Origin of the sequence: Variovorax sp. J31P179, assembly GCF_030316985.1 — a bacterium.
In the GTDB taxonomy this organism is placed as follows: domain Bacteria; phylum Pseudomonadota; class Gammaproteobacteria; order Burkholderiales; family Burkholderiaceae_C; genus Variovorax; species Variovorax ginsengisoli_B.
In genome coordinates this window covers 160,908-179,119 of sequence record NZ_JASZYL010000003.1, presented here as the reverse complement: position 1 = coordinate 179,119, position 18,212 = coordinate 160,908, and the positions used below count along the sequence as shown (strand labels likewise).

Genomic DNA, 18,212 nt, shown 5'->3' with positions numbered 1-18,212 from the left:
CAGCAGGCGATTTTAGGCGCCGGCCTCCGCGAGAACTGTTCATTTCAATCAGGGGGCGACGCCGGGGCCGCAGAAATAGAACGGTCGTGCTTTTTTGTGATTATAGGCGACCCGCATCGGCAAGAGAAGTAGCGGCTGGTAACGACTCGACATGCAGCACGCTCTGCGGGTAGGGAATGGCGATGCCTGCCGTGCGCAGGCCTTCGAGAATGGCGACGTTGATGGCCGAGCGCACGTTGTCCCGGCCCTTGTCCGGATCGGCGACCCAGAAATTGAGCGTGAACTCGAGCCCATGGGGCGCGAAGGTCAAGAGGAAGGCGACCGGCGCCGGATCGGTCAGGACGCGCGGCTGCGCCGCCGCCGCGGCGCACAGGATGGCCTGCACCCGCGCCACGTCGCTGTCGTAGCCGACCACGATCGTGGTCGTGATGTTGAACTTGCGGTCGGCCAGCGACAGGTTCTCGACCCGGCTCGTGATCAGCGATTCGTTCGGCACGATCGACTCGCGGCCATTGCCCGCCCGCACCAGCGTGTAGCGGGTCTTGATGTCGGTGATGCGCCCCTCGAAGCCATCGACGCGGACGTTGTCGCCGATGCGGATCGAGCGCTCGAGCAGGATCACGAAGCCGCTCACGTAGTTGGCCGCCAGCTTCTGCAGGCCGAAGCCCAGGCCGACTCCGAGCGCGCCGCCCAGCACCGACAGCGCGGTCAGGTCCACCCCCACCGCCGACAGCGCGAACAGCAGGCCGATCAGCAGCAGGAAGGCACGGATCGCGTTCGATGCCACCTTGCGCATCGACAGGTCGGCCACCGCCTCGCGCAGGATCCGTTTCTCGATGGTCTGCGAGATCCACAGGGCGATGACCAGCACCAGGCCGGCCGAAAAAATGCCGTTCAGGATGGTGCGCAGACTGACGCCCGTGCGACCGAACGCCAGCGTGATCTCGTCGAGCTCGGCCAGCACCGGCTGCAGCAGGCCGAAGATCCAGAGCACGGCACCGATCCAGGCCAGCCACGAGATGGTGCGCTCGACCAGCCGCGCCATCGCGGAGGCCGGAAACACGGCGCTCAGCACGCGGGCGAAAAAGCGGATCGCGACCAGCGACACGAACACCGACACCGCGATGCGCAGCACCAGCACCGGCTGGTAGACCCCGGTGGCGCGCCGCGCCAGGTCGGTGATGACCAGCGCCAGCAGCGGGAACAGCAGGCCGTCGATGGTGCGCTGGCCGAACCAGATCGAATCCTTGGGTTGGTCGCGGCCGAACCAGCGGCTGAGGCCCCAGGCGACCAGCACGCAGCCGACCAGGATGGCGATCTCGATCCAGACGCTGCGGGCCTCGATCTGCGAAAGCTTCTGGGTGAACTCGGAAAAATTCATCGGCGGCTAGAGATCGGCGAGCACGCGCACGTGCTCCTCGACGCTGCGCGCCAGGGCGTCGAGGTTGTAGCCGCCCTCCAGCATCGAGACGATGCGGCCCTTGGAATGGCGCCGCGCGACGTCGACCACGCGGCTGGTGATCCAGCCGAAGTCGTGCTCGTTGAGCCGCAGCTGCCCCAGCTCGTCGTCGCGGTGGGCATCGAAGCCGGCGCTGACGAAGATCATCTGCGGCTTGAACTCCTCCAGCCGCGGCATCCAGCAGGCCTCGATCAGCTCGCGCACGTCCATGCCCTTGGTGTAGGCCGGCACCGGCAGGTTGAGCATGTTCGGCGCCGGGTGCTCGGTGCCGCTGTAGGGATAGAACGGGTGCTGGAAGATCCCGACCATCAGCACCCGCGGGTCGTTGCTCAGGATGTCCTCGGTGCCGTTGCCGTGGTGGACGTCGAAATCGACCACCGCGACCCGCTCCAGCCCGTGGGCCTCGATCGCATGGCGCACCGCGACCGCGATGTTGTTGAAGAAGCAGAAGCCCATCGCCTTGTCGCGGCAGGCGTGGTGGCCGGGCGGACGCACGGCGCAGAAGGCGTTGTCGATCTGGCCGCCGATCACCGCGTCGGTGGCGGCGATGGCGGCGCCGGCGGCGCGTCGGGCGGCCAGCACCGTGAAGCGCGTGAGCGTGGTGTCGGGGTCGATCTGCGCATGGTCGGGCCCCCCGGCCGGCGCGTCCTCGATCAGGCGCTGGCTCAATGCCTCGAGGTGCTCCATGTGAGCCACGCTGTGCGCGCGCGTGATCTGGGGCAAGGTGGCCAGCGGCACCTCGATGCGCTCCAGCGCGTCGCCGACGCCGGTGACGAGCAAGCGGTCTTCGATCGCGTCGAGCCGCGCAGGGCATTCGGGATGGCCCGGCCCCATGTCGTGCTTCCAGCAATCGCGGTGTGTGAAGTAGCCGGTCTTACCCATGATCGATTCACGCCGTATCCCCACGCGGCATGGGCCCGCCGGGGCTTTACGGTATTGTTTGCATATGGATACAAAAATGGACGTCGCCGCCAAGCTCGCCAGTTTGCTTGGTCAGCTTAACACGGTCATCGTGGGCAAAGAGGCGCAGGTGCGCGACTGCGTGGCCTGCCTGCTGGCGGGTGGCCACCTGCTGATCGAGGACGTGCCGGGGGTCGGCAAGACCACCCTCGCGCACGCCCTGTCGCATACCTTCGGGCTGCACTTCTCGCGCGTCCAGTTCACGGCCGACCTGATGCCGGGCGACCTCTCGGGGGTCGCCATCTACGACCGCGGACAGCAGGCCTTCGTGTTCCATCCCGGGCCGGTGTTCGCCCAGGTGCTGCTGGCCGACGAGATCAATCGCGCCAGCCCCAAGACCCAGAGCGCGCTGCTCGAGGCCATGGAAGAAAAGCAGGTCACGGTCGAGGGCGAGACCCGGCCGCTGCCGACGCCCTTCTTCGTCATCGCGACCCAGAACCCGCATGACCAGCTGGGCACCTTCGCCCTGCCCGAGTCGCAGCTCGACCGCTTCCTGATGCGGATCTCGCTCGGCTACCCCGACCGCGCCGCCGAGCGCGAATTGCTCGCCGGCGCCGACCGGCGCGAGATGCTGGCCGGCCTGCCCGCCCTGCTGACCGCCGGGGAGCTCACGGCACTGCAGCAGCGGGTGCTGCAGGTCCATGCCTCCGAGCCGCTGCTGAACTACCTGCAGGACCTGATGGCCGCGACCCGCTCGGGCCGCTGGTTCCTGCAGGGCCTGTCGCCGCGCGCCGGCATCGCGGTGCTGCGGGCCGCCAAGGCGCAGGCGCTGCTGGCCAACCGCGACTACGTGGCGCCGGACGACGTCCAGGCGGTGCTGCCGCAGACCATCGGGCACCGGCTCACCCCCGTCGGCGACGCCGGCCGCGGCGCGATCGAGCAGGTGCGCGCCATGATCGCCGCCGTGCCGCTGCCGTGACGACGCCGGCGCCGGGCCGCTCCCAAGGCGAATTCCGGGGCGCTGCCGCGCGGAGGGCGCTTGTCGCGCCGTTGCGCCGGCGCATCGACCGCTGGTTCCTGAGCCGGCGCCCGCCGTCCGATGCGCTCGAACTGACCCAGCGCAACGTCTACATCGTGCCGACCCCCGCCGGCTGGATGCTGGCGGCCACGCTGCTCCTGCTGCTGGTCGCATCGATCAACTACCAGCTCAATCTCGGCTACCTGCTGACCTTCCTGCTGGCGGGCAGCGTGGCGGTCGGCATGCATGTATGCCACGGCACGCTGCGCGGCCTGGCGCTGCACCTGCTCACGCCCGAGCCGCGCTACGCCGGTGCCGCCGCGGTGTTCCGCGTGGTGCTCGACAACACACGGCGGCGCACGCGCTACGGCATCGGGCTGGCGGTGCACCGCAGCGGCCAGTGGGCCTGGTGCGACGTGCCGGCCGAGGGCAGCGCCACGGTCGAGGTGGCTTTCAGGCCCGAGCGGCGCGGCCTGCACCCGGTGCCCACGCTGACCGCCGAGACCCGCTTTCCGCTCGGGACCTTCCGGGTCTGGACCGTGTGGCGGCCGGCCTCGCAGGTGCTGGTCTACCCGGCGCCCGAGACCCATCCGCCGCCGCTGCCGGCCGGCGAGCCGCTGGCCGGACCGGCCGCCTCGGCCGCGCTGCGCGCCCATGCCGCGGGCGAGTACGACGGCGTGCGCGCCTACCGCCGCGGCGATCCGCTGAAGCTGGTGGTGTGGAAGCGCGCGGCGCAGGCCCAGGCCCGAGGCTCGGAAGACCTCGTGAGCCGCGACACCCAGCAGGCCCAGCGGCAGGAGCTCTGGCTCGACGCCCAGGCCACCGGCCTGCCCGGCCTCGAAGCACGGGTCTCCCGGCTCTGCGCCTGGGTGCTGATGGCCGACAAACTGGGCGTGGACTACGGCCTGCGGCTCGCCGGCCGCGTGCTGCCGCCATCGCAGGGCGAAGCCCACAAGCGGCAATGCCTGGAGGCGCTGGCCCTATGCTGAGCACCCGGCTCCAGGCCCTGCCGCGCGACGCCCGCGACACCCTCTTCCTGCTGGCCGTGATCGGCCTGATCCTGCTGCCGCAGCTGCCCAACCTGCCGTGGTGGTGCAGCACGCTGGCCGCCATCGTGCTGCTCTGGCGCGGCACGCTGGCGGTGCAGGGCCGGCCGCTGCCCGCCCGGGGCTGGCGCATCGCCCTGCTCGCGCTGACGCTGGTCGCGACCTACATCACCTACCGCACGCTGCTCGGCCGCGACGCCGGCGTCACGCTGGTGGTGATCCTGCTGGCGCTCAAGACGCTCGAGCTGCGCGCCCGCCGCGACGCCTTCGTGATCTTCTTCCTGGGCTTCTTCACGATGCTCACGAACTTCTTCTATTCGCAGTCGCTCGCCACCGCCTTCGCGATGCTGCTGGCGCTGCTGGGGCTGCTGACGGCGCTGGTCAACGCCCACATGCCGGTGGGCAAGCCGCCGCTGATCCAGGCCGCGCGCACGGCCGGCGGCATGGCGCTGCTGGGGGCGCCGATCATGCTGGTGCTGTTCATGCTTTTTCCGCGCATGGCGCCGCTGTGGGGCACGCCGAACGACGCCATGACCGGGCGCACCGGGCTGTCGAACACGATGCGCGTGGGCAGCGTGGCCGAACTCGCGCTCGACGAAGGCATCGCCGCGCGCATCAGGTTCGACGACGACCGGGTGCCGCCGCGCACGACGCTCTATTTCCGCGGCCCGGTGCTGTCGAGGTTCGACGGCCGCGAATGGAGCGCCCCGCCGCCCTTCTCGCGCAGCGCCGCGCCGCGGAACCTGCGCGTGCGCGGCGCCCCGGTCGGCTACGAGGTCACGCTCGAACCCTCGAACCGGCCCTGGGTGCTCACCCTGGACGCGGCGCCGAGACGGCCCGAGCTGGCGGGCTACGAGCTGTTCGCGACCCCCGAACTGCAGTGGGTCGCCACCCGCCCGATCGGCGACCTGGTGCGCTACCGCGCCGAGAGCTACGCCGAGTTCGAGAGCGGCCCGACGCGGCGCAGCGCGGTGCTGCAGGACGAGGTTGCGCTGCCGCCGGGCTCGAATCCGCGCACCGTCGCGCTGGCGGCGCAGATGCGCGCCGATCCGGCGCTGGCCGGCGCCTCGACGCAGGCCCTTGTGCAGAACGTGCTGCAGCGGCTGCGCACCGGCGGCTATGCCTACACGCTCGAGCCGGGCCTGTTCGGCGACGACAGCGCCGACGAGTTCTGGTTCGACCGCAAGGCCGGCTTCTGCGAGCACATCGCCTCGTCGTTCGTGGTGCTGATGCGTGCGCTGGACATCCCGGCGCGCATCGTCACCGGCTACCAGGGCGGCGAGATCAACGGCGTCGACAACTTTTGGGTGGTGCGCAACAGCGACGCCCATGCCTGGGCCGAAGTCTGGCAGCAGGGCGTCGGCTGGGTCCGGGTCGACCCGACCGGCGCGATCTCGCCCGACCGGGTCGGCCAGTTCCGCCGCCTGGCGCCGCAGCCCGGCCTGATCGCCGGCGCCATCGGCGCCATGAACCCGACCCTGTCGCAGAACCTTCGCGCCGCCTGGGAAGCGGTCAACAACGGCTGGAACCAATGGGTCCTGAACTACACGCAGAGCCGTCAGCTGGACCTGCTCAAGACCCTCGGCTTCACGGCGCCCAGCCTGCAGGACCTGGCGCTGGTGCTGCTCGCGCTGCTGGTCGCCGCCAGCCTCGCGGGCGCCGCCTGGACGCTCTGGGAGCGCAGCCAGCGCGACCCCTGGCTGCGGCTGCTGGGCCGGGCCCGCGAACGGCTGCGGCAGGCCGGCGTCGAGGTGCCCGAAAGCGCCTCGCCGCGCCAGATGGCGCAGCGGCTGTCGGAGCGCTTCGGCAGCGGCGCGGAACCGGCGCGCCAATGGCTGCTGCGGCTCGAGGCGCAACGCTATGCGAAGGCGCCCGGCGATGCCCTGTCAGCCCTGCGCAGCGAATTCAGGCGGCTCGCATGGCCGCGCTGAAACCACATGTGTCGTTTCGGGGCGGCCTGCGCCGCGACGGCACAATCGAAGCGATGCGACGCCTTCTTTCCCATGCCCTGCCGGCCTTCCTGCTGGCGGCCACCTTCCTTGCGGCGGTGCCGGTCGCGGCCCAGGCCGCGAAGGACAAACGCAACGCGGCCGTTCGCGGCGGCATCTCCTACGCCACCCGCGCCGACGCCATGCAGTTCGCCGACGAGGTGGCGGCGCGGCGCGGTCTCGATCCGGCCTGGGTGCGCGCGACCATCGGCAACGCACGCCAGCTCCCCAACGTGCCGCGGCTGATGCTGCCGGCACCGAGCGGCACGCCGAAGAACTGGCAGGTCTATCGCAGCCGCTTCATCGACCCGGTGCGCATCGCGGCCGGCGTTCGCTTCTGGCGCGACAACGCCGCCACGCTGGCGCGCGCCGAGGCGACCTACGGCGTGCCGCCCGAGATCATCGTCGGCATCGTCGGCGTCGAGACCATCTACGGGCGCAACATGGGCAGCTTCCGCGTGATCGACTCGCTGGCCACGCTGGCTTTCGACTTCCCCGAGGCCCACCCGCGCGCGGCCGAACGGCAGGCCTTCTTCCGCGGCGAGCTCGAGAGCTTCCTCAGCACCGAGAGCCGCACCGCCGAAAACCCGCTGGTGCCGCTGGGCAGCTATGCGGGCGCCATGGGCATGCCGCAGTTCATGCCGAGCAGCATCGCGAAGTACGCGGTCGACTTCGACGGCGACGGCCGCATCGACCTGGTCCACAACCCGGCCGATGTCATCGGCTCGGTGGCCAGCTATTTCAAGGGCTTCGGCTGGCAGCCGGGCGTGGCGCCGGTCTTTCCGGTCAGCTTCGACCCGACGCGGCTCCAGAAGCAGGTGCTGCTGGCGCCGGACATCGTGCCGACCTTCAGCGCCGATGCCTTCGTCGCCGGCGGCGCGCTGCTCCAGGGCGAGGCGCTGCGCCATCCCGGCCTGCTGGCGCTGATCGAACTGCAGAACGGCTACGAGCCGCCCAGCTATGTCGCGGGCACCAAGAACTTCTACGTGATCACGCGCTACAACTGGAGCAGCTACTACGCGATGTCGGTGATCGAACTGGGGCGCGAAGTGCGAACCGCGATGGAGCAGTAGCGATGGATACAGCCGCGCTGCGTGCGTCGTGGTCCGATGCCTGGCGCGCGCTCGATGCATCTCCCGACGACGCCGTGCTGGCCGAGCTGCTGGCCCGCTACGGCGAGGCCCATCGCGCATATCACACGCTGCAGCATCTGGGCGAGTGCCTCGCCCACCTGGCGCGCGAGCGCGGCGGCGCCGAGCGCCCGGCCGAAGTCGCGCTGGCGCTCTGGTTCCATGACGCCATCTACGACGTGCATCGGCACGACAACGAGGCGCGCAGCGCCGACTGGGCGCGGCAGGCCGCCCTCGACGCCGGCCTGGCGCCCGATGCTGCCGAACGCCTGCATGCGCTCGTGATGGCCACCCGCCACGACACCCAGCCTGTCGGCGCCGATGCCCGCCTGCTGGTCGACATCGACCTGGCGATCCTCGGTGCGCCACCGGCGCGCTTCGCCGAATACGAGCGCCAGATCCGGAGCGAATACGGGCACGTGCCGCCGGCGGTCTTCGAGCCTCGGCGGCGCCAGATCCTGGGCGGCTTCCTCGCCCGCGATCCGCTCTACCTCACGGCGTCGATGCGTGACCGGCAGGAAGCAGCAGCCCGTGCCAACCTGGGCCAGGCGGTCGCCGGTTAGGCATCAATACACGCCAAGCGCCAGGCCGGCGGCCAGCGCCGCCCCGACTTCGCGGCATTGCGCGAGATCGGCGGCACCGATCTGCTTCGGCCGCAGGATCGCCTCGGGCGTCTGCGCATGGGTGCAGACGATCAGCGTCGGCGCAACCTGTCGCAGCCGCCAACCGGTGGCGATGCGTTCGAGCTGGCGCACCGCATTCTGGCCATCGCTGCCCGCGCACACCAGCGCGGCGTAGGGCCGGCCGTTCAGGCGGTCGAGCGCGGCGTAGTAGCAGCGATCGAAGAAATCCTTCATCAGCCCGGCCATCGCGGCCAGGTTCTCGGGTGTCGCGAACACATAGCCATCGGCAGCCAGCACGTCGTCCGGCTGGGCCTCCGGCGCGCGCAGCAGGCGCACCTGCACGCCCGCTTCGTCGCCCGCTCCCTCGGCGGCGGCCTGCGCCATCTGGGCGGTGCCGCCGGTCATCGAGTGGTACACGATGAGCAGGGTCTTGGGGTTCATGGCGAATCAGGACGGCCGCGTCTTCGGGTAGCGCCGGGTCGCCTCCGCCACCATCGCATCCTTCGGCAGCAGCCGGGTGCCGCCGACCCAGAGCTCCGATGGCTTGCCCTTGCGGTCGTGGACGCGGCGGACCGGCTGTCCGGGGCTGTTGTAGGCCGACGTCTTGCGGATCACGCCGCTGTCCTTGCCGGTGACCGAGATCTCGGTGGTGGCCGCGTCGAAGGGCGTGGCCAGGGCCGGTGCCACCTGGCAGACCACCTGGCCCATGGCGACCAGGTCGCTCGCGCCCCAGATGGACCACCAGCGGCCGTTCCAGCTTTCCAGCCGCCTGGCAGGGGCGCCGTGCCGTCCGAAGGCAGAGAGAATGCTCACGATGCCATCGACCCAGCCATAGGCCATGCCATCCTGCGCATTGGTGAGCACGGTGACGGTGTAGCCCGAAGCCGGAAAGCGCGCGGTCCGCGAAATGAACCCTTGCAGGCTGCCCGTGTGGCCGAACCACTCTTTGGGGCCGCGCTCGTTCATCATCGTGCCGTAGCCGTAGTAAGCCTCCATGCTGTTGCAGTCGTCGCGCCAGCGGCGGTGCATCATCTCGCGCCGGCTGGCCGGCGAAAGGATGCCCTCCTTGCTGTCCGGCGCCAGCTGCGCGAAGAAGCGCGCCACGTCCGAGGCGGTCGAGACGAAGCCGCCCGCCGGGGCGATCGCGTGGCAGACGTTGTCGCCCGGCACGATCAGGCGCTGCCCGAAGGGAAACTCCCCGCTGTGGCCCATGGCCAGGGGCGCCGACCTGGGCAACTGGGGCATGTCGGGCACCGTCTCTTTCAAGCCTGCGGCCTCGATCACGTGGCGCGTGATCCACGCCGGGTATTCGGTGCCGCTGATCTCCTCGATCATCAGGCCGAGCAGGCCGTAGCCATGGTTCGAGTACTTCAGCTGCAGGCCCGGCGCGAGCGGCTGCTTCCTGGAGAGCTCGTCGCGCAGTTCGGCACGCGAAAGAAAAGGCCGCCGGTCCAGGAACTGGCCGCCGTCCGCACCGTCGCGCACGACGCCGGCACCATGGGACAGCAGCTCGCCGATGCGGGCCTTCGCGAGCTCCTTGTGCAGGCCACCCACGTGGCGGCCGATGGGATCGTCGAGGCCGAGCTTGCCCTGCTCGCGCAGCAGCATCACGCCGCTGGCCGTGAAGCTCTTGGAATGCGACGCGATGCGAAAGCGGTGCCTGGGCGTGAGCGGCTTGCCGGTGCGCATGTCCGCGACACCCAGCGCGATCTCGGCGACCACCTTCTCGCCCTGGGCGATCGCGACAGAGCACCCGGGCTGCCGGTAGCGCTCGAGCTGGAAGCCGAGCCACCGGGGCACATAGTCCAGCGCAGCCTTCAGCCCGGCCGATTCCGCACTTTTCCTGGCCGACACCATCTACCGCATGGCCTCGACATGCCGTGCGAAGCGATCGAGGATGGCTTGCCAGCCCTGGCGCTGCTGCTCGACCGGATACTGGTCCTCGCCGTCGAAGGTGACGCGCACCTTGACGCCATCGGGCCCCTCGGTGAATTCGACCCGCCCGGTCCGGTCGCCGAAGGCATAGGCGATCAGCGCCTGGGGCACGATCTCGGTGTAGGTGCCGGCGAAATCGAACCCCATGCTGCCGTTCTTGGCCTCCATGCGCGACGAGAAGGCACCGCCCACCCGCAGGTCCACTGTCGCCGCCGTGGTGTGCCAGTCGTCGGACGCGGCGTTCCACTGAATGATGTCCTCGGGCGTGGTGTAGGCGCGCCAGACATCATGGATCGGCGCGGCAACGGTGGTTTCGACGGTGATTTTCATGGTGGCTCGAAAGGGTCTGAGGGTTTCGACTCGAAGATATTAGCCGCAGGCGCGAGAGGCACGGCGCGCGCGGCGATGCCCGGGCCCGCGCGCCGCCCTGCCGCTGGCCTCAGCGCACCTTGCCCTCCTTCCACGCCGTCAGCAGCTTCGTGTAGTCGATGGTCTCGCCCTTCGGCTTCTCGTTGGCGAGCTTCTTCCACGGCGCATGCTCGTCGCTGAGCATCTTGGCCGGATCGCCCTTCGGCGCCAGCTTGGGCGCGCACTTGGCCATGCCCGCGCGCTCCAGACGGCCCATGACGTTGTCCATCTCCTCGGCCAGCGTGTCCATCGCCTTCTGCGGTGTCTTCTCGCCGGTCACGGCCTCGGCCACGTTCTTCCACCACAGCTGCGCCAGCTTCGGGTAGTCGGGCACGTTGGTGCCGGTCGGCGTCCAGGCCACGCGCGCCGGGCTCCGATAGAACTCGATCAGGCCGCCGTACTTGTTGGCGTTCTGCGTGAAGTACTCATGCTGGATGTCGCTCTCCCGGATGAAGGTCAGGCCGACCACGCTCTTCTTCGCCGAGACCGTCTTGGAAGTCACGAACTGCGCATAGAGCCAGGCAGCCGCGGTCTTGTTGGGGTCGTGGCTCTTGAAGAAGGTCCACGAGCCGACGTCCTGGTAGCCGTTCTGCATGCCCTGCTTCCAGTAGGGCCCGTTCGGCCCGGGCGCCATGCGCCACTTGGGCGAGCCGTCGGCGTTGACCACCGGCAGCCCGGCCTTGGTCATGTCGGCCGTGAAGGCCGTGTACCAGAAGATCTGCTGCGCGATCTGCCCCTGCGCCGGCACCGGCCCGGCCTCGCCGAAGGTCATGCCGGTCGCTTCCTTGGGCGCGTACTTCTTCATCCAGTCGATGTACTTGGTGAGCGCATAGACCGCCGCCGGCGAATTGGTCGCGCCACCGCGCGCCACCGTGGCGCCGACCGGCGTGCACTTGTCGGCCGCGACCTTGATGCCCCATTCGTCGACCGGCATGCCGTTCGGGATGCCCTTGTCAGCCGTGCCGGCCATGGACAGCCAGGCATCGGTGAAGCGCCAGCCCAGCGACGGGTCCTTCTTGCCGTAGTCCATGTGGCCATAGATCGGCTTGCCGTCGATGTTCTTGACGTCGACCGTGAAGAACTCCGCGATGTCCTCGTAGGCGCTCCAGTTCAGCGGCACGCCGAGGTCGTAGCCGTACTTGGCCTTGAACTTGTCCTTGAGGTCCTGGCGCGCAAAAAGGTCGGCGCGGAACCAGTAGAGGTTGGCGAACTGCTGGTCGGGCAGCTGGTAGAGCTGGCCGTCGGGCGCGGTCGTGAAGCTGGTGCCGATGAAGTCCTTGACGTCCAGGCCGGGGTTCGTCCACTCCTTGCCGGCGCCGGCCATGTAATCGGTCAGCGACATGATCTTGCCGTACCGGTAGTGCGTACCGATCAGGTCGGAGTCGGAAATCCAGCCGTCATAGATCGACTTGCCCGACTGCATGGAGGTCTGCAGCTTCTCGACCACGTCGCCTTCCTGGATGATGTCGTGCTTGACCTTGATGCCGGTGATCTCCTCGAAGGCCTTGGCGAGCGTCTTCGATTCGTACTCGTGGGTGGTGATGGTCTCGGACACCACCGCGATTTCCTTGACGCCCTTGTCCTGCAGCTTCTTGGCGGTGTCGATGAACCACTTCATCTCGGCCGCCTGCTGCTCCTTGTTGAGGCTCGACGGCTGGAATTCGCTGTCGATCCATTTCTTCGCCTCCGCCTCCCCGGCCCAGGCGCTCTGCAGGGCGAAAGCCGCCGCCGCCGCTGCCAACGCTGTGTAGCGAATCTTCATGCTTGTCTCCTCGATGGCGCTTCCCGCTTCTTGCAGATCCGGCTCCGGGAAAGCGGAAGAGCCGGTCCGTGGAAAAGGTGGGTTCAGCCCTTGCGCATCACCAGCGCGAGCACACCCATTGAAATGACGAAGCTGATCCAGATCGACGGCTCGGCCTCCAGGCTCATCCACTCCTGGAGCCTGCCGGCAATGCCGATGAAGATCAGGTTGATGTAGGCCGCGACCAGGAGCCCGATGAAGAGCCGGTCGCCGCGCGTGGTCTCCAGCGGCAGCCAGCCGCGACGCAAGGTGGTGGGCGACTTGAGCTCCCACACGGTCATGCCGACCAGCATCAGCGCGATGCAGCTGAAGAAGATCGCCACCGGCGTGGTCCAGACCATCCATTCGAACATGGTGTGCTCCTCGATTCTCAGACGCGGCCCATCGCGAAGCCCTTGGCGATGTAGTGCCGCACGAACCAGATCACGATCGCGCCCGGCACGATGGTCAGCACGCCGGCCGCCGCCAGCGTGGCCCAGTCCATGCCCGAGGCGCTCACGGTGCGTGTCATGGTCGCGACGATCGGCTTCGCGTTCACGCTGGTGAGGGTGCGCGCCAGCAGCAGCTCGACCCAGCTGAACATGAAGCAGAAGAAGGCCGCGACGCCGACGCCGGCCTTGATCAGCGGCAGGAAGATGGTGAGGAAGAAACGCGGGAACGAGTAGCCGTCGATGTAGGCCGTCTCGTCGATCTCGCGCGGGATGCCGCTCATGAAGCCCTCGAGGATCCAGACCGCCAGCGGCACGTTGAACAACAGGTGCGCCAGCGCCACGCCCAGGTGGGTGTCCATCAGGCCGACCGTCGAGTAGAGCTGGAAGAACGGCAGCAGGAACACGGCCGGCGGCGTCATGCGGTTGGTCAGCAGCCAGAAGAAGACATGCTTGTCGCCAAGGAAGGAATAGCGCGAGAACGCATAGGCGGCCGGCAGTGCGACGGTCAGCGAGATGACGGTGTTGATGCCGACGTAGATCAGGCTGTTGATGTAGCCCGAGTACCACGACTCGTCGGTGAAGATGCGCCGGTAGTTCTCCCAGGTGAGCTGCTGCGGAAAGAACGAGAAGCTCGACAGGATCTCCTCGTTGGTCTTGAAGCTCATGTTGACCATCCAGTAGATGGGCAACAGCGCGAAGACGAGGTAGAGCACCATGAACAGGGTGCGCTTCTGGAAGCGGTCTTCGTTCATTTTTCCTCCTCGACGTCCAGCGTGCCGACGCGCAGCATCCAGTTGTAGAGCACGAAGCACAGCAGCAGGATGATCAGGAAATAGATCAGCGAGAACGCCGCCGCCGGGCCCAGGTCGAACTGGCCGACGGCCTTCTGCGTGAGGTACTGGCTCAGGAAGGTGGTGGCATTGCCGGGCCCGCCGCCGGTGAGCACGAAGGGCTCGGTGTAGATCATGAAGCTGTCCATGAAGCGCAGCAGCACGGCGATCACCAGCACGCCGCGCATCTTCGGCAGCTGGATATAGCGGAACACCGCGAACTTGCTGGCGCCGTCGATCCGCGCCGCCTGGTAGTAGGCATCGGGGATCGAGCGCAGGCCCGCGAAGCACAGCAGCGCGACCAGCGGCGTCCAGTGCCAGACGTCCATCAGCAGCACGGTGAGCCAGGCATCCCTGGCATTGCCGGTGTAGCTGTAGTCGATGCCCATCTTCTGCAGCGTGTAGCCGAACAGGCCGATGTCGGCCCGGCCGAAGATCTGCCAGATGGTGCCGACCACGTTCCACGGGATCAGCAGAGAGAGCGCGACGATCACGAGCACGGCGGAGGCCTTCCAGCCGGTGGCCGGCATCGACAGCGCGAGCAGGATGCCGAGCGGGATCTCGACCACCAGCACCGCGATCGAGAACCCGAGCTGCCGCCACAGCGCCGCGTGCAGTTCGTCGTCGCGCATCACGGCGGCGAACCACTCGGTGCCGACGAACACGCGCCGCTCGGGCGAGATGATGTCCTGCACCGAGTAGTTGACGACCGTCATCAGCGGCACGATGGCGGAGAAGGCGACGCACAGCAGCACCGGCAGCACCAGCCACCAGGCCTTCTGGTTGATGGGCTTGTTGGATCCGTTCATGCCACCAGCTCCTCGTCTCGATAGAAGCAGCTCTTGGCGCCGAGCACCTTCAACCACACCGTGGCGCCGGCCGCGGGCACCACGGCCTCGGAAGCGAGCCTGGCCTTCAGGGCACTGCCGTTGACCTGCGCGGTGAGCATCAGGTGGGTGCCCACGTCCTGCAGCTGCGTCAGCGTCGCGGGCACGGCGCCCGGCGCGCTGGGCTCGGCCAGCGCGACGTACTCGGGCCGGATGCCGAGCTTGAGCGCGCCCTGCGGCAACTCGCGCGTCGCCGCCAGCCGCGTGCCCGCGATGTCGAGCATGCCGCCCGTGCTGATCACCGGCAGGAAGTTCATGCCGGGCGAGCCGATGAAATGGCCCACGAAGGTGTGGGCCGGGCGCTCGAACAGGGCCTCGGCGCTGCCGATCTGCACCGCCTTGCCGCGCGTCATCACCACCACTTCTTCGGCGAAGGTGAGCGCCTCGACCTGGTCGTGCGTGACGTAGATCAGCGTCAGCTTGAGCTCGCGGTGGATCTGCTTGAGCTTGCGCCGGAGCTGCCACTTGAGGTGCGGATCGATCACGGTCAGAGGTTCGTCGAAGAGCACCGCCGAGACGTCGCTGCGCACCAGCCCGCGGCCGAGCGAGATCTTTTGCTTGGCATCGGCGGCGAGGCCGGCCGCGCGCTGGTTGAGCTGGCCGCTCATGTCGAGCATCTCGGCGATCTCGCCGACCCGCCTGCGGATCTGCTCGGCCGGCACGTTGCGGTTGCGCAGCGGGAAGGCGAGGTTCTGCGCCACGGTCATGGTGTCGTAGATCACCGGGAACTGGAACACCTGGGCGATGTTGCGCTGCTGCGGGGTCTCGAGCGTCACGTCGCGGCCGTTGAACTTGACGCTGCCCTTCGACGGCGCCAGCAGGCCCGAGATGATGTTGAGCATCGTGGTCTTGCCGCAGCCAGAGGGCCCGAGCAGGGCATAGGCGCCGCCGTCGCGGAAGCTCATCCGCAGCGGCAGCAGCGCGTAGTCGCTGTCCTGCGTCGGATTCGCGCGGTAGGCATGGGCGAGGTCGAGATCGATGCGTGCCATGTCAGCCTTTCGGGCGGCGCCAGTCGGGCGCCACGGCGAGCCGCTCGCCGCCGTCGAACACATAGGCTTGCGGCGCATGGAAGTACAGCGTGACGGCGGCGCCGAGATCGAAGCGGTGCACGCCGGTCAGCTGCGCGACCAGTTCGCCCACCAGGGTCTCGACGTGGACGAAGGTGTCGGAGCCCGAGATCTCGGCCAGCTCGACCTTGCCCGGCAGCGCGATGCCGCCCTCGCCCGCCTGCACGTCGAGCGCGCTGGCGCGCACGCCGACCGTGACCGCGCCGTCGACACCGGCCGGCAGCGCGATCGGAAGCAGCGGGCCGCCCTCGATCTGGACGCCTTCGGCGACCACGCGGCCGGCCATCAGGTTCATCGGCGGATCGCTGAAGGCGCGTGCCACCCGCAGCGATTGCGGCGCATGGAAGACCTCGGCGGTCGGGCCGTACTGCAGCAGCTCGCCGGCATCCATCACGGCCGTGTAGCCGCCGAGCAGCAGCGCCTCGCCGGGCTCGGTGGTGGCGTAGATGACGGTCGAATCGCCGCTCGCGAAGAGCTGCGTGAGTTCTTCGCGCAGGCCCTCGCGCAGCTTGTAGTCGAGGTTGACCAGGGGCTCGTCGAGCAGCATCAGCGGCGCGTTCTTGGCCAGTGCGCGCGCCAGCGCCACGCGCTGCTGCTGGCCGCCCGACAGCTCGGCCGGATAGCGGTCGAGGAACATGCCGATATGCAGCTTGTCGGCCAGTTCGCGCACCCGCGCCTCGACGTTCTTCTCGCCGCGCAGCTTGAGCGGCGAGCCGATGTTGTCGGCCACCCTGAGCGACGGGTAGTTGATGAATTGCTGGTAGACCATCGCCACGTTGCGCTGGCGCACGGGCACGCCGGTCACGTCCTGGCCGTCGACCAGGACCTTGCCTTCGGTCGGCGCGTCGAGCCCGGCCATCAGGCGCATCAGGCTGGTCTTGCCGGCCTGCGTCGCGCCCAGCAGCACCGTCACCGCGCCGCTGTGGGGCGCGATGCTCTGCGGGTAGAGCCAGGTCTGCGGACCCGACTTCTTGGTGACGCGTTCGAGGCTCAGCTGCATGGGGCTCCTTCCTTCGAGCGGGCGTGGCGCTGCATCCAGGCGCCCACCTGGTCGCGCTGCTGCGGCGTGAAGCGCAGGCCGAGCTTCGAACGGCGCCAGAGCACGTCGTCGCCGCTGCAGGCCCACTCCTGGTCTTGCAGGTAATGCAGCTCGCGCTCGTGCAGGCCGGGGGCCACGGCCGGCCCGAGCTCGGCCATCGACGCGGCGTCACCCAGCACTTCGGAGATCCGGGCGCCGTAGGCCCGTGCCAGGCGGTGCGCCAGCGCGGGCTCGAGCCAGGGGTGCCGCACCTGCACGGCGGCCACGAAGCGTTCGAAGTCGTCGTCGGGGCGCGTGCTGCGGGTGGTCGCGCCGATCCAGTCGGCGAGGTCGCCGCCCGCCATGAAGGCGCCGTCGGTCCAGGCGCTGCGGGTTTCGCCCAGCATCCGTCCCACCTCGTCGGCGGCGTCCTCGGCCAGCTTGCGGAAGGTGGTGATCTTGCCGCCCCAGACCGACAGCAGCGGCGCCGCCGCGGTGTTCGACTCGAGCATGTAGTCGCGCGTCACGGCAGCGGGGTCGCCCGAGGCGTCGTCGAGCAGCGGCCGCACGCCGGAATAGGTCCAGACCACGTCCGACGGCTTCACGGGCTGCGCGAAATAGCGGCTGGCCTGCTCGCACAGGTAATCGATCTCGTCGGCGCCGATGCGCGCCGCGCCCGGATCGTCGCCTTGCAGCTCGATGTCGGTGGTGCCGATCAGCGTGAAGTCGTCCTGGTAGGGAATCGCGAAGATGATCCGCTTGTCGGGGTTCTGGAAGATGTAGGCGTGGTCGTGGCCGAAGACGCGCGGGACCACGATGTGACTGCCCTTGACCAGCCGCAGGTGCCGCGTCGCCAGCGCCTCGCCCTGCGCCGAATGCGCCACGCCGCGCAGGAAGGCCTCGGCCCAGGGGCCGGCGGCGTTCACCACGGCGCGGGCACGCACGGTGCGCCGGCCGTCGGGACCCTCGAGCACCGCGGTCCAGCCGTCGGCACTGCGCTGCGCGCTCGCGCAACGGGTGCGGGTCAGCACCTCGGCGCCGCGGGCGCGGGCGTCGATCGCGTTCAGCACCACCAGGCGTGCATCGTCGACCCAGCCATCCGAATAGACGAAGCCGCGCTTGAACGCCGGCTTGAGCGCCGCACCGGCCTCGTGGCGGCGCAGGTCGACGGTGCGCGAGCCCGGCAGCACTTCGCGCCTGGCCAGGTGGTCGTACAGGAACAGGCCGATGCGGATCATCCAGGCCGGCCGCATGGAGGGGTCGTGCGGCATCACGAAACGCAGCGGCCACATGATGTGAGGCGCGCTCTTGAGCAGCACCTCGCGCTCCTGCAGCGCCTTGCGCACCAGCGAGAACTCGTAGTACTCGAGGTAGCGCAGGCCGCCGTGGATGAGCTTGGTCGACGAGGACGAGGTGTGGGCCGCGAGGTCGTCCTTCTCGCACAGCACGACCCGCCAGCCGCGACCCGCGAGGTCGCGCGCGATGCCGCAGCCGTTGATGCCGCCGCCCACGATGAGCACGTCGCAGTCGGTGGCCGACGGCTGCTGTGGCGAGGCAATGGCGCTCACGGCGATAGGTTCCGATCCGATGTGACTTGGTTCACGATCAAGGGGCTTTTCGCTTTCGAATCTTTTCATTTTGGTTCCTTACGATGCGATTTTCCTAGTCGTT

Annotated in this window: 17 protein-coding genes; 5 read left to right on the top strand and 12 right to left on the bottom strand. The window is 68.9% G+C overall.

The window, feature by feature from the left end; genetic code table 11:
* Positions 1–100 precede the first annotated feature (100 nt).
* Positions 101–1,381 (bottom strand): mechanosensitive ion channel family protein, encoded by a 1,281-nt coding sequence (locus tag QTI17_RS08960; RefSeq protein ID WP_286532442.1) that lies wholly within the window; start codon positions 1,379–1,381, stop codon positions 101–103.
* A gap of 6 nt (positions 1,382–1,387) precedes the next feature.
* On the bottom strand, positions 1,388–2,341 hold the full coding sequence (locus QTI17_RS08955; protein WP_286532440.1) for a histone deacetylase family protein: 954 nt from the start codon (positions 2,339–2,341) through the stop codon (positions 1,388–1,390).
* A 76-nt stretch (positions 2,342–2,417) separates the two neighbouring features.
* Between QTI17_RS08955 and QTI17_RS08950 the strand changes: the two genes are divergently transcribed.
* From QTI17_RS08950 to QTI17_RS08930, 5 genes are all read left to right on the top strand, one after another.
* A complete protein-coding gene (locus QTI17_RS08950) occupies positions 2,418–3,338 on the top strand; it encodes an AAA family ATPase (protein WP_286524698.1) in 921 nt (306 codons plus the stop codon).
* Between the two features lie 71 nt (positions 3,339–3,409).
* Positions 3,410–4,366 carry a DUF58 domain-containing protein gene (locus QTI17_RS08945; RefSeq protein ID WP_286533107.1) on the top strand — a complete coding sequence of 319 codons (957 nt, stop codon included), beginning with the start codon at positions 3,410–3,412 and terminating at the stop codon, positions 4,364–4,366.
* Positions 4,360–6,354, top strand: a complete 1,995-nt coding sequence (locus QTI17_RS08940) for a transglutaminase TgpA family protein (RefSeq protein ID WP_286532439.1) — start codon at positions 4,360–4,362, stop codon at positions 6,352–6,354. The genes QTI17_RS08945 and QTI17_RS08940 overlap by 7 nt, the downstream gene beginning before the upstream one ends.
* Before the next feature lie 53 nt (positions 6,355–6,407).
* A complete protein-coding gene (gene mltB, locus QTI17_RS08935) occupies positions 6,408–7,484 on the top strand; it encodes a lytic murein transglycosylase B (protein WP_286532438.1) in 1,077 nt (358 codons plus the stop codon).
* Positions 7,485–7,486: 2 nt separating this feature from the next.
* A complete protein-coding gene (locus tag QTI17_RS08930) occupies positions 7,487–8,104 on the top strand; it encodes an HD domain-containing protein (protein ID WP_286532436.1) in 618 nt (205 codons plus the stop codon).
* A gap of 3 nt (positions 8,105–8,107) precedes the next feature.
* Here the strand turns inward: QTI17_RS08930 and QTI17_RS08925 are convergent, their stop codons facing one another.
* The 10 genes from QTI17_RS08925 to glpD form a co-directional block, all read right to left on the bottom strand.
* Complete coding sequence (locus QTI17_RS08925) at positions 8,108–8,605, bottom strand: flavodoxin family protein (protein ID WP_286532434.1); 498 nt, start codon at positions 8,603–8,605, stop codon at positions 8,108–8,110.
* 6 nt (positions 8,606–8,611) lie between these two features.
* A complete protein-coding gene (locus QTI17_RS08920; protein WP_286532432.1) occupies positions 8,612–10,018 on the bottom strand; it encodes a serine hydrolase domain-containing protein in 1,407 nt (468 codons plus the stop codon).
* A gap of 3 nt (positions 10,019–10,021) precedes the next feature.
* Positions 10,022–10,429, bottom strand: coding sequence for an SRPBCC family protein (locus QTI17_RS08915; RefSeq protein ID WP_286532430.1), 408 nt, complete (start codon positions 10,427–10,429; stop codon positions 10,022–10,024).
* Between the two features lie 109 nt (positions 10,430–10,538).
* Positions 10,539–12,269: an ABC transporter substrate-binding protein gene (locus QTI17_RS08910; protein ID WP_286532428.1), complete on the bottom strand. Its 1,731-nt coding sequence runs from the start codon at positions 12,267–12,269 to the stop codon at positions 10,539–10,541.
* An 83-nt stretch (positions 12,270–12,352) separates the two neighbouring features.
* Positions 12,353–12,661, bottom strand: coding sequence for a DUF2160 domain-containing protein (locus tag QTI17_RS08905; RefSeq protein WP_286532426.1), 309 nt, complete (start codon positions 12,659–12,661; stop codon positions 12,353–12,355).
* 17 nt (positions 12,662–12,678) lie between these two features.
* Positions 12,679–13,491: a carbohydrate ABC transporter permease gene (locus QTI17_RS08900; RefSeq protein WP_286524725.1), complete on the bottom strand. Its 813-nt coding sequence runs from the start codon at positions 13,489–13,491 to the stop codon at positions 12,679–12,681.
* Positions 13,488–14,378, bottom strand: coding sequence for a carbohydrate ABC transporter permease (locus tag QTI17_RS08895; RefSeq protein WP_286532424.1), 891 nt, complete (start codon positions 14,376–14,378; stop codon positions 13,488–13,490). Before QTI17_RS08895 ends, QTI17_RS08900 begins: the two co-directional genes overlap by 4 nt.
* Positions 14,375–15,445 (bottom strand): ABC transporter ATP-binding protein, encoded by a 1,071-nt coding sequence (locus tag QTI17_RS08890; RefSeq protein ID WP_286532422.1) that lies wholly within the window; start codon positions 15,443–15,445, stop codon positions 14,375–14,377. Before QTI17_RS08890 ends, QTI17_RS08895 begins: the two co-directional genes overlap by 4 nt.
* 1 nt (position 15,446) lies before the next feature.
* Positions 15,447–16,523: an ABC transporter ATP-binding protein gene (locus tag QTI17_RS08885; RefSeq protein WP_286532421.1), complete on the bottom strand. Its 1,077-nt coding sequence runs from the start codon at positions 16,521–16,523 to the stop codon at positions 15,447–15,449.
* Positions 16,514–18,178, bottom strand: a complete 1,665-nt coding sequence (gene glpD / locus QTI17_RS08880; protein ID WP_286532420.1) for a glycerol-3-phosphate dehydrogenase — start codon at positions 18,176–18,178, stop codon at positions 16,514–16,516. Before glpD ends, QTI17_RS08885 begins: the two co-directional genes overlap by 10 nt.
* Between the last annotated feature and the right edge of the window lie 34 nt (positions 18,179–18,212).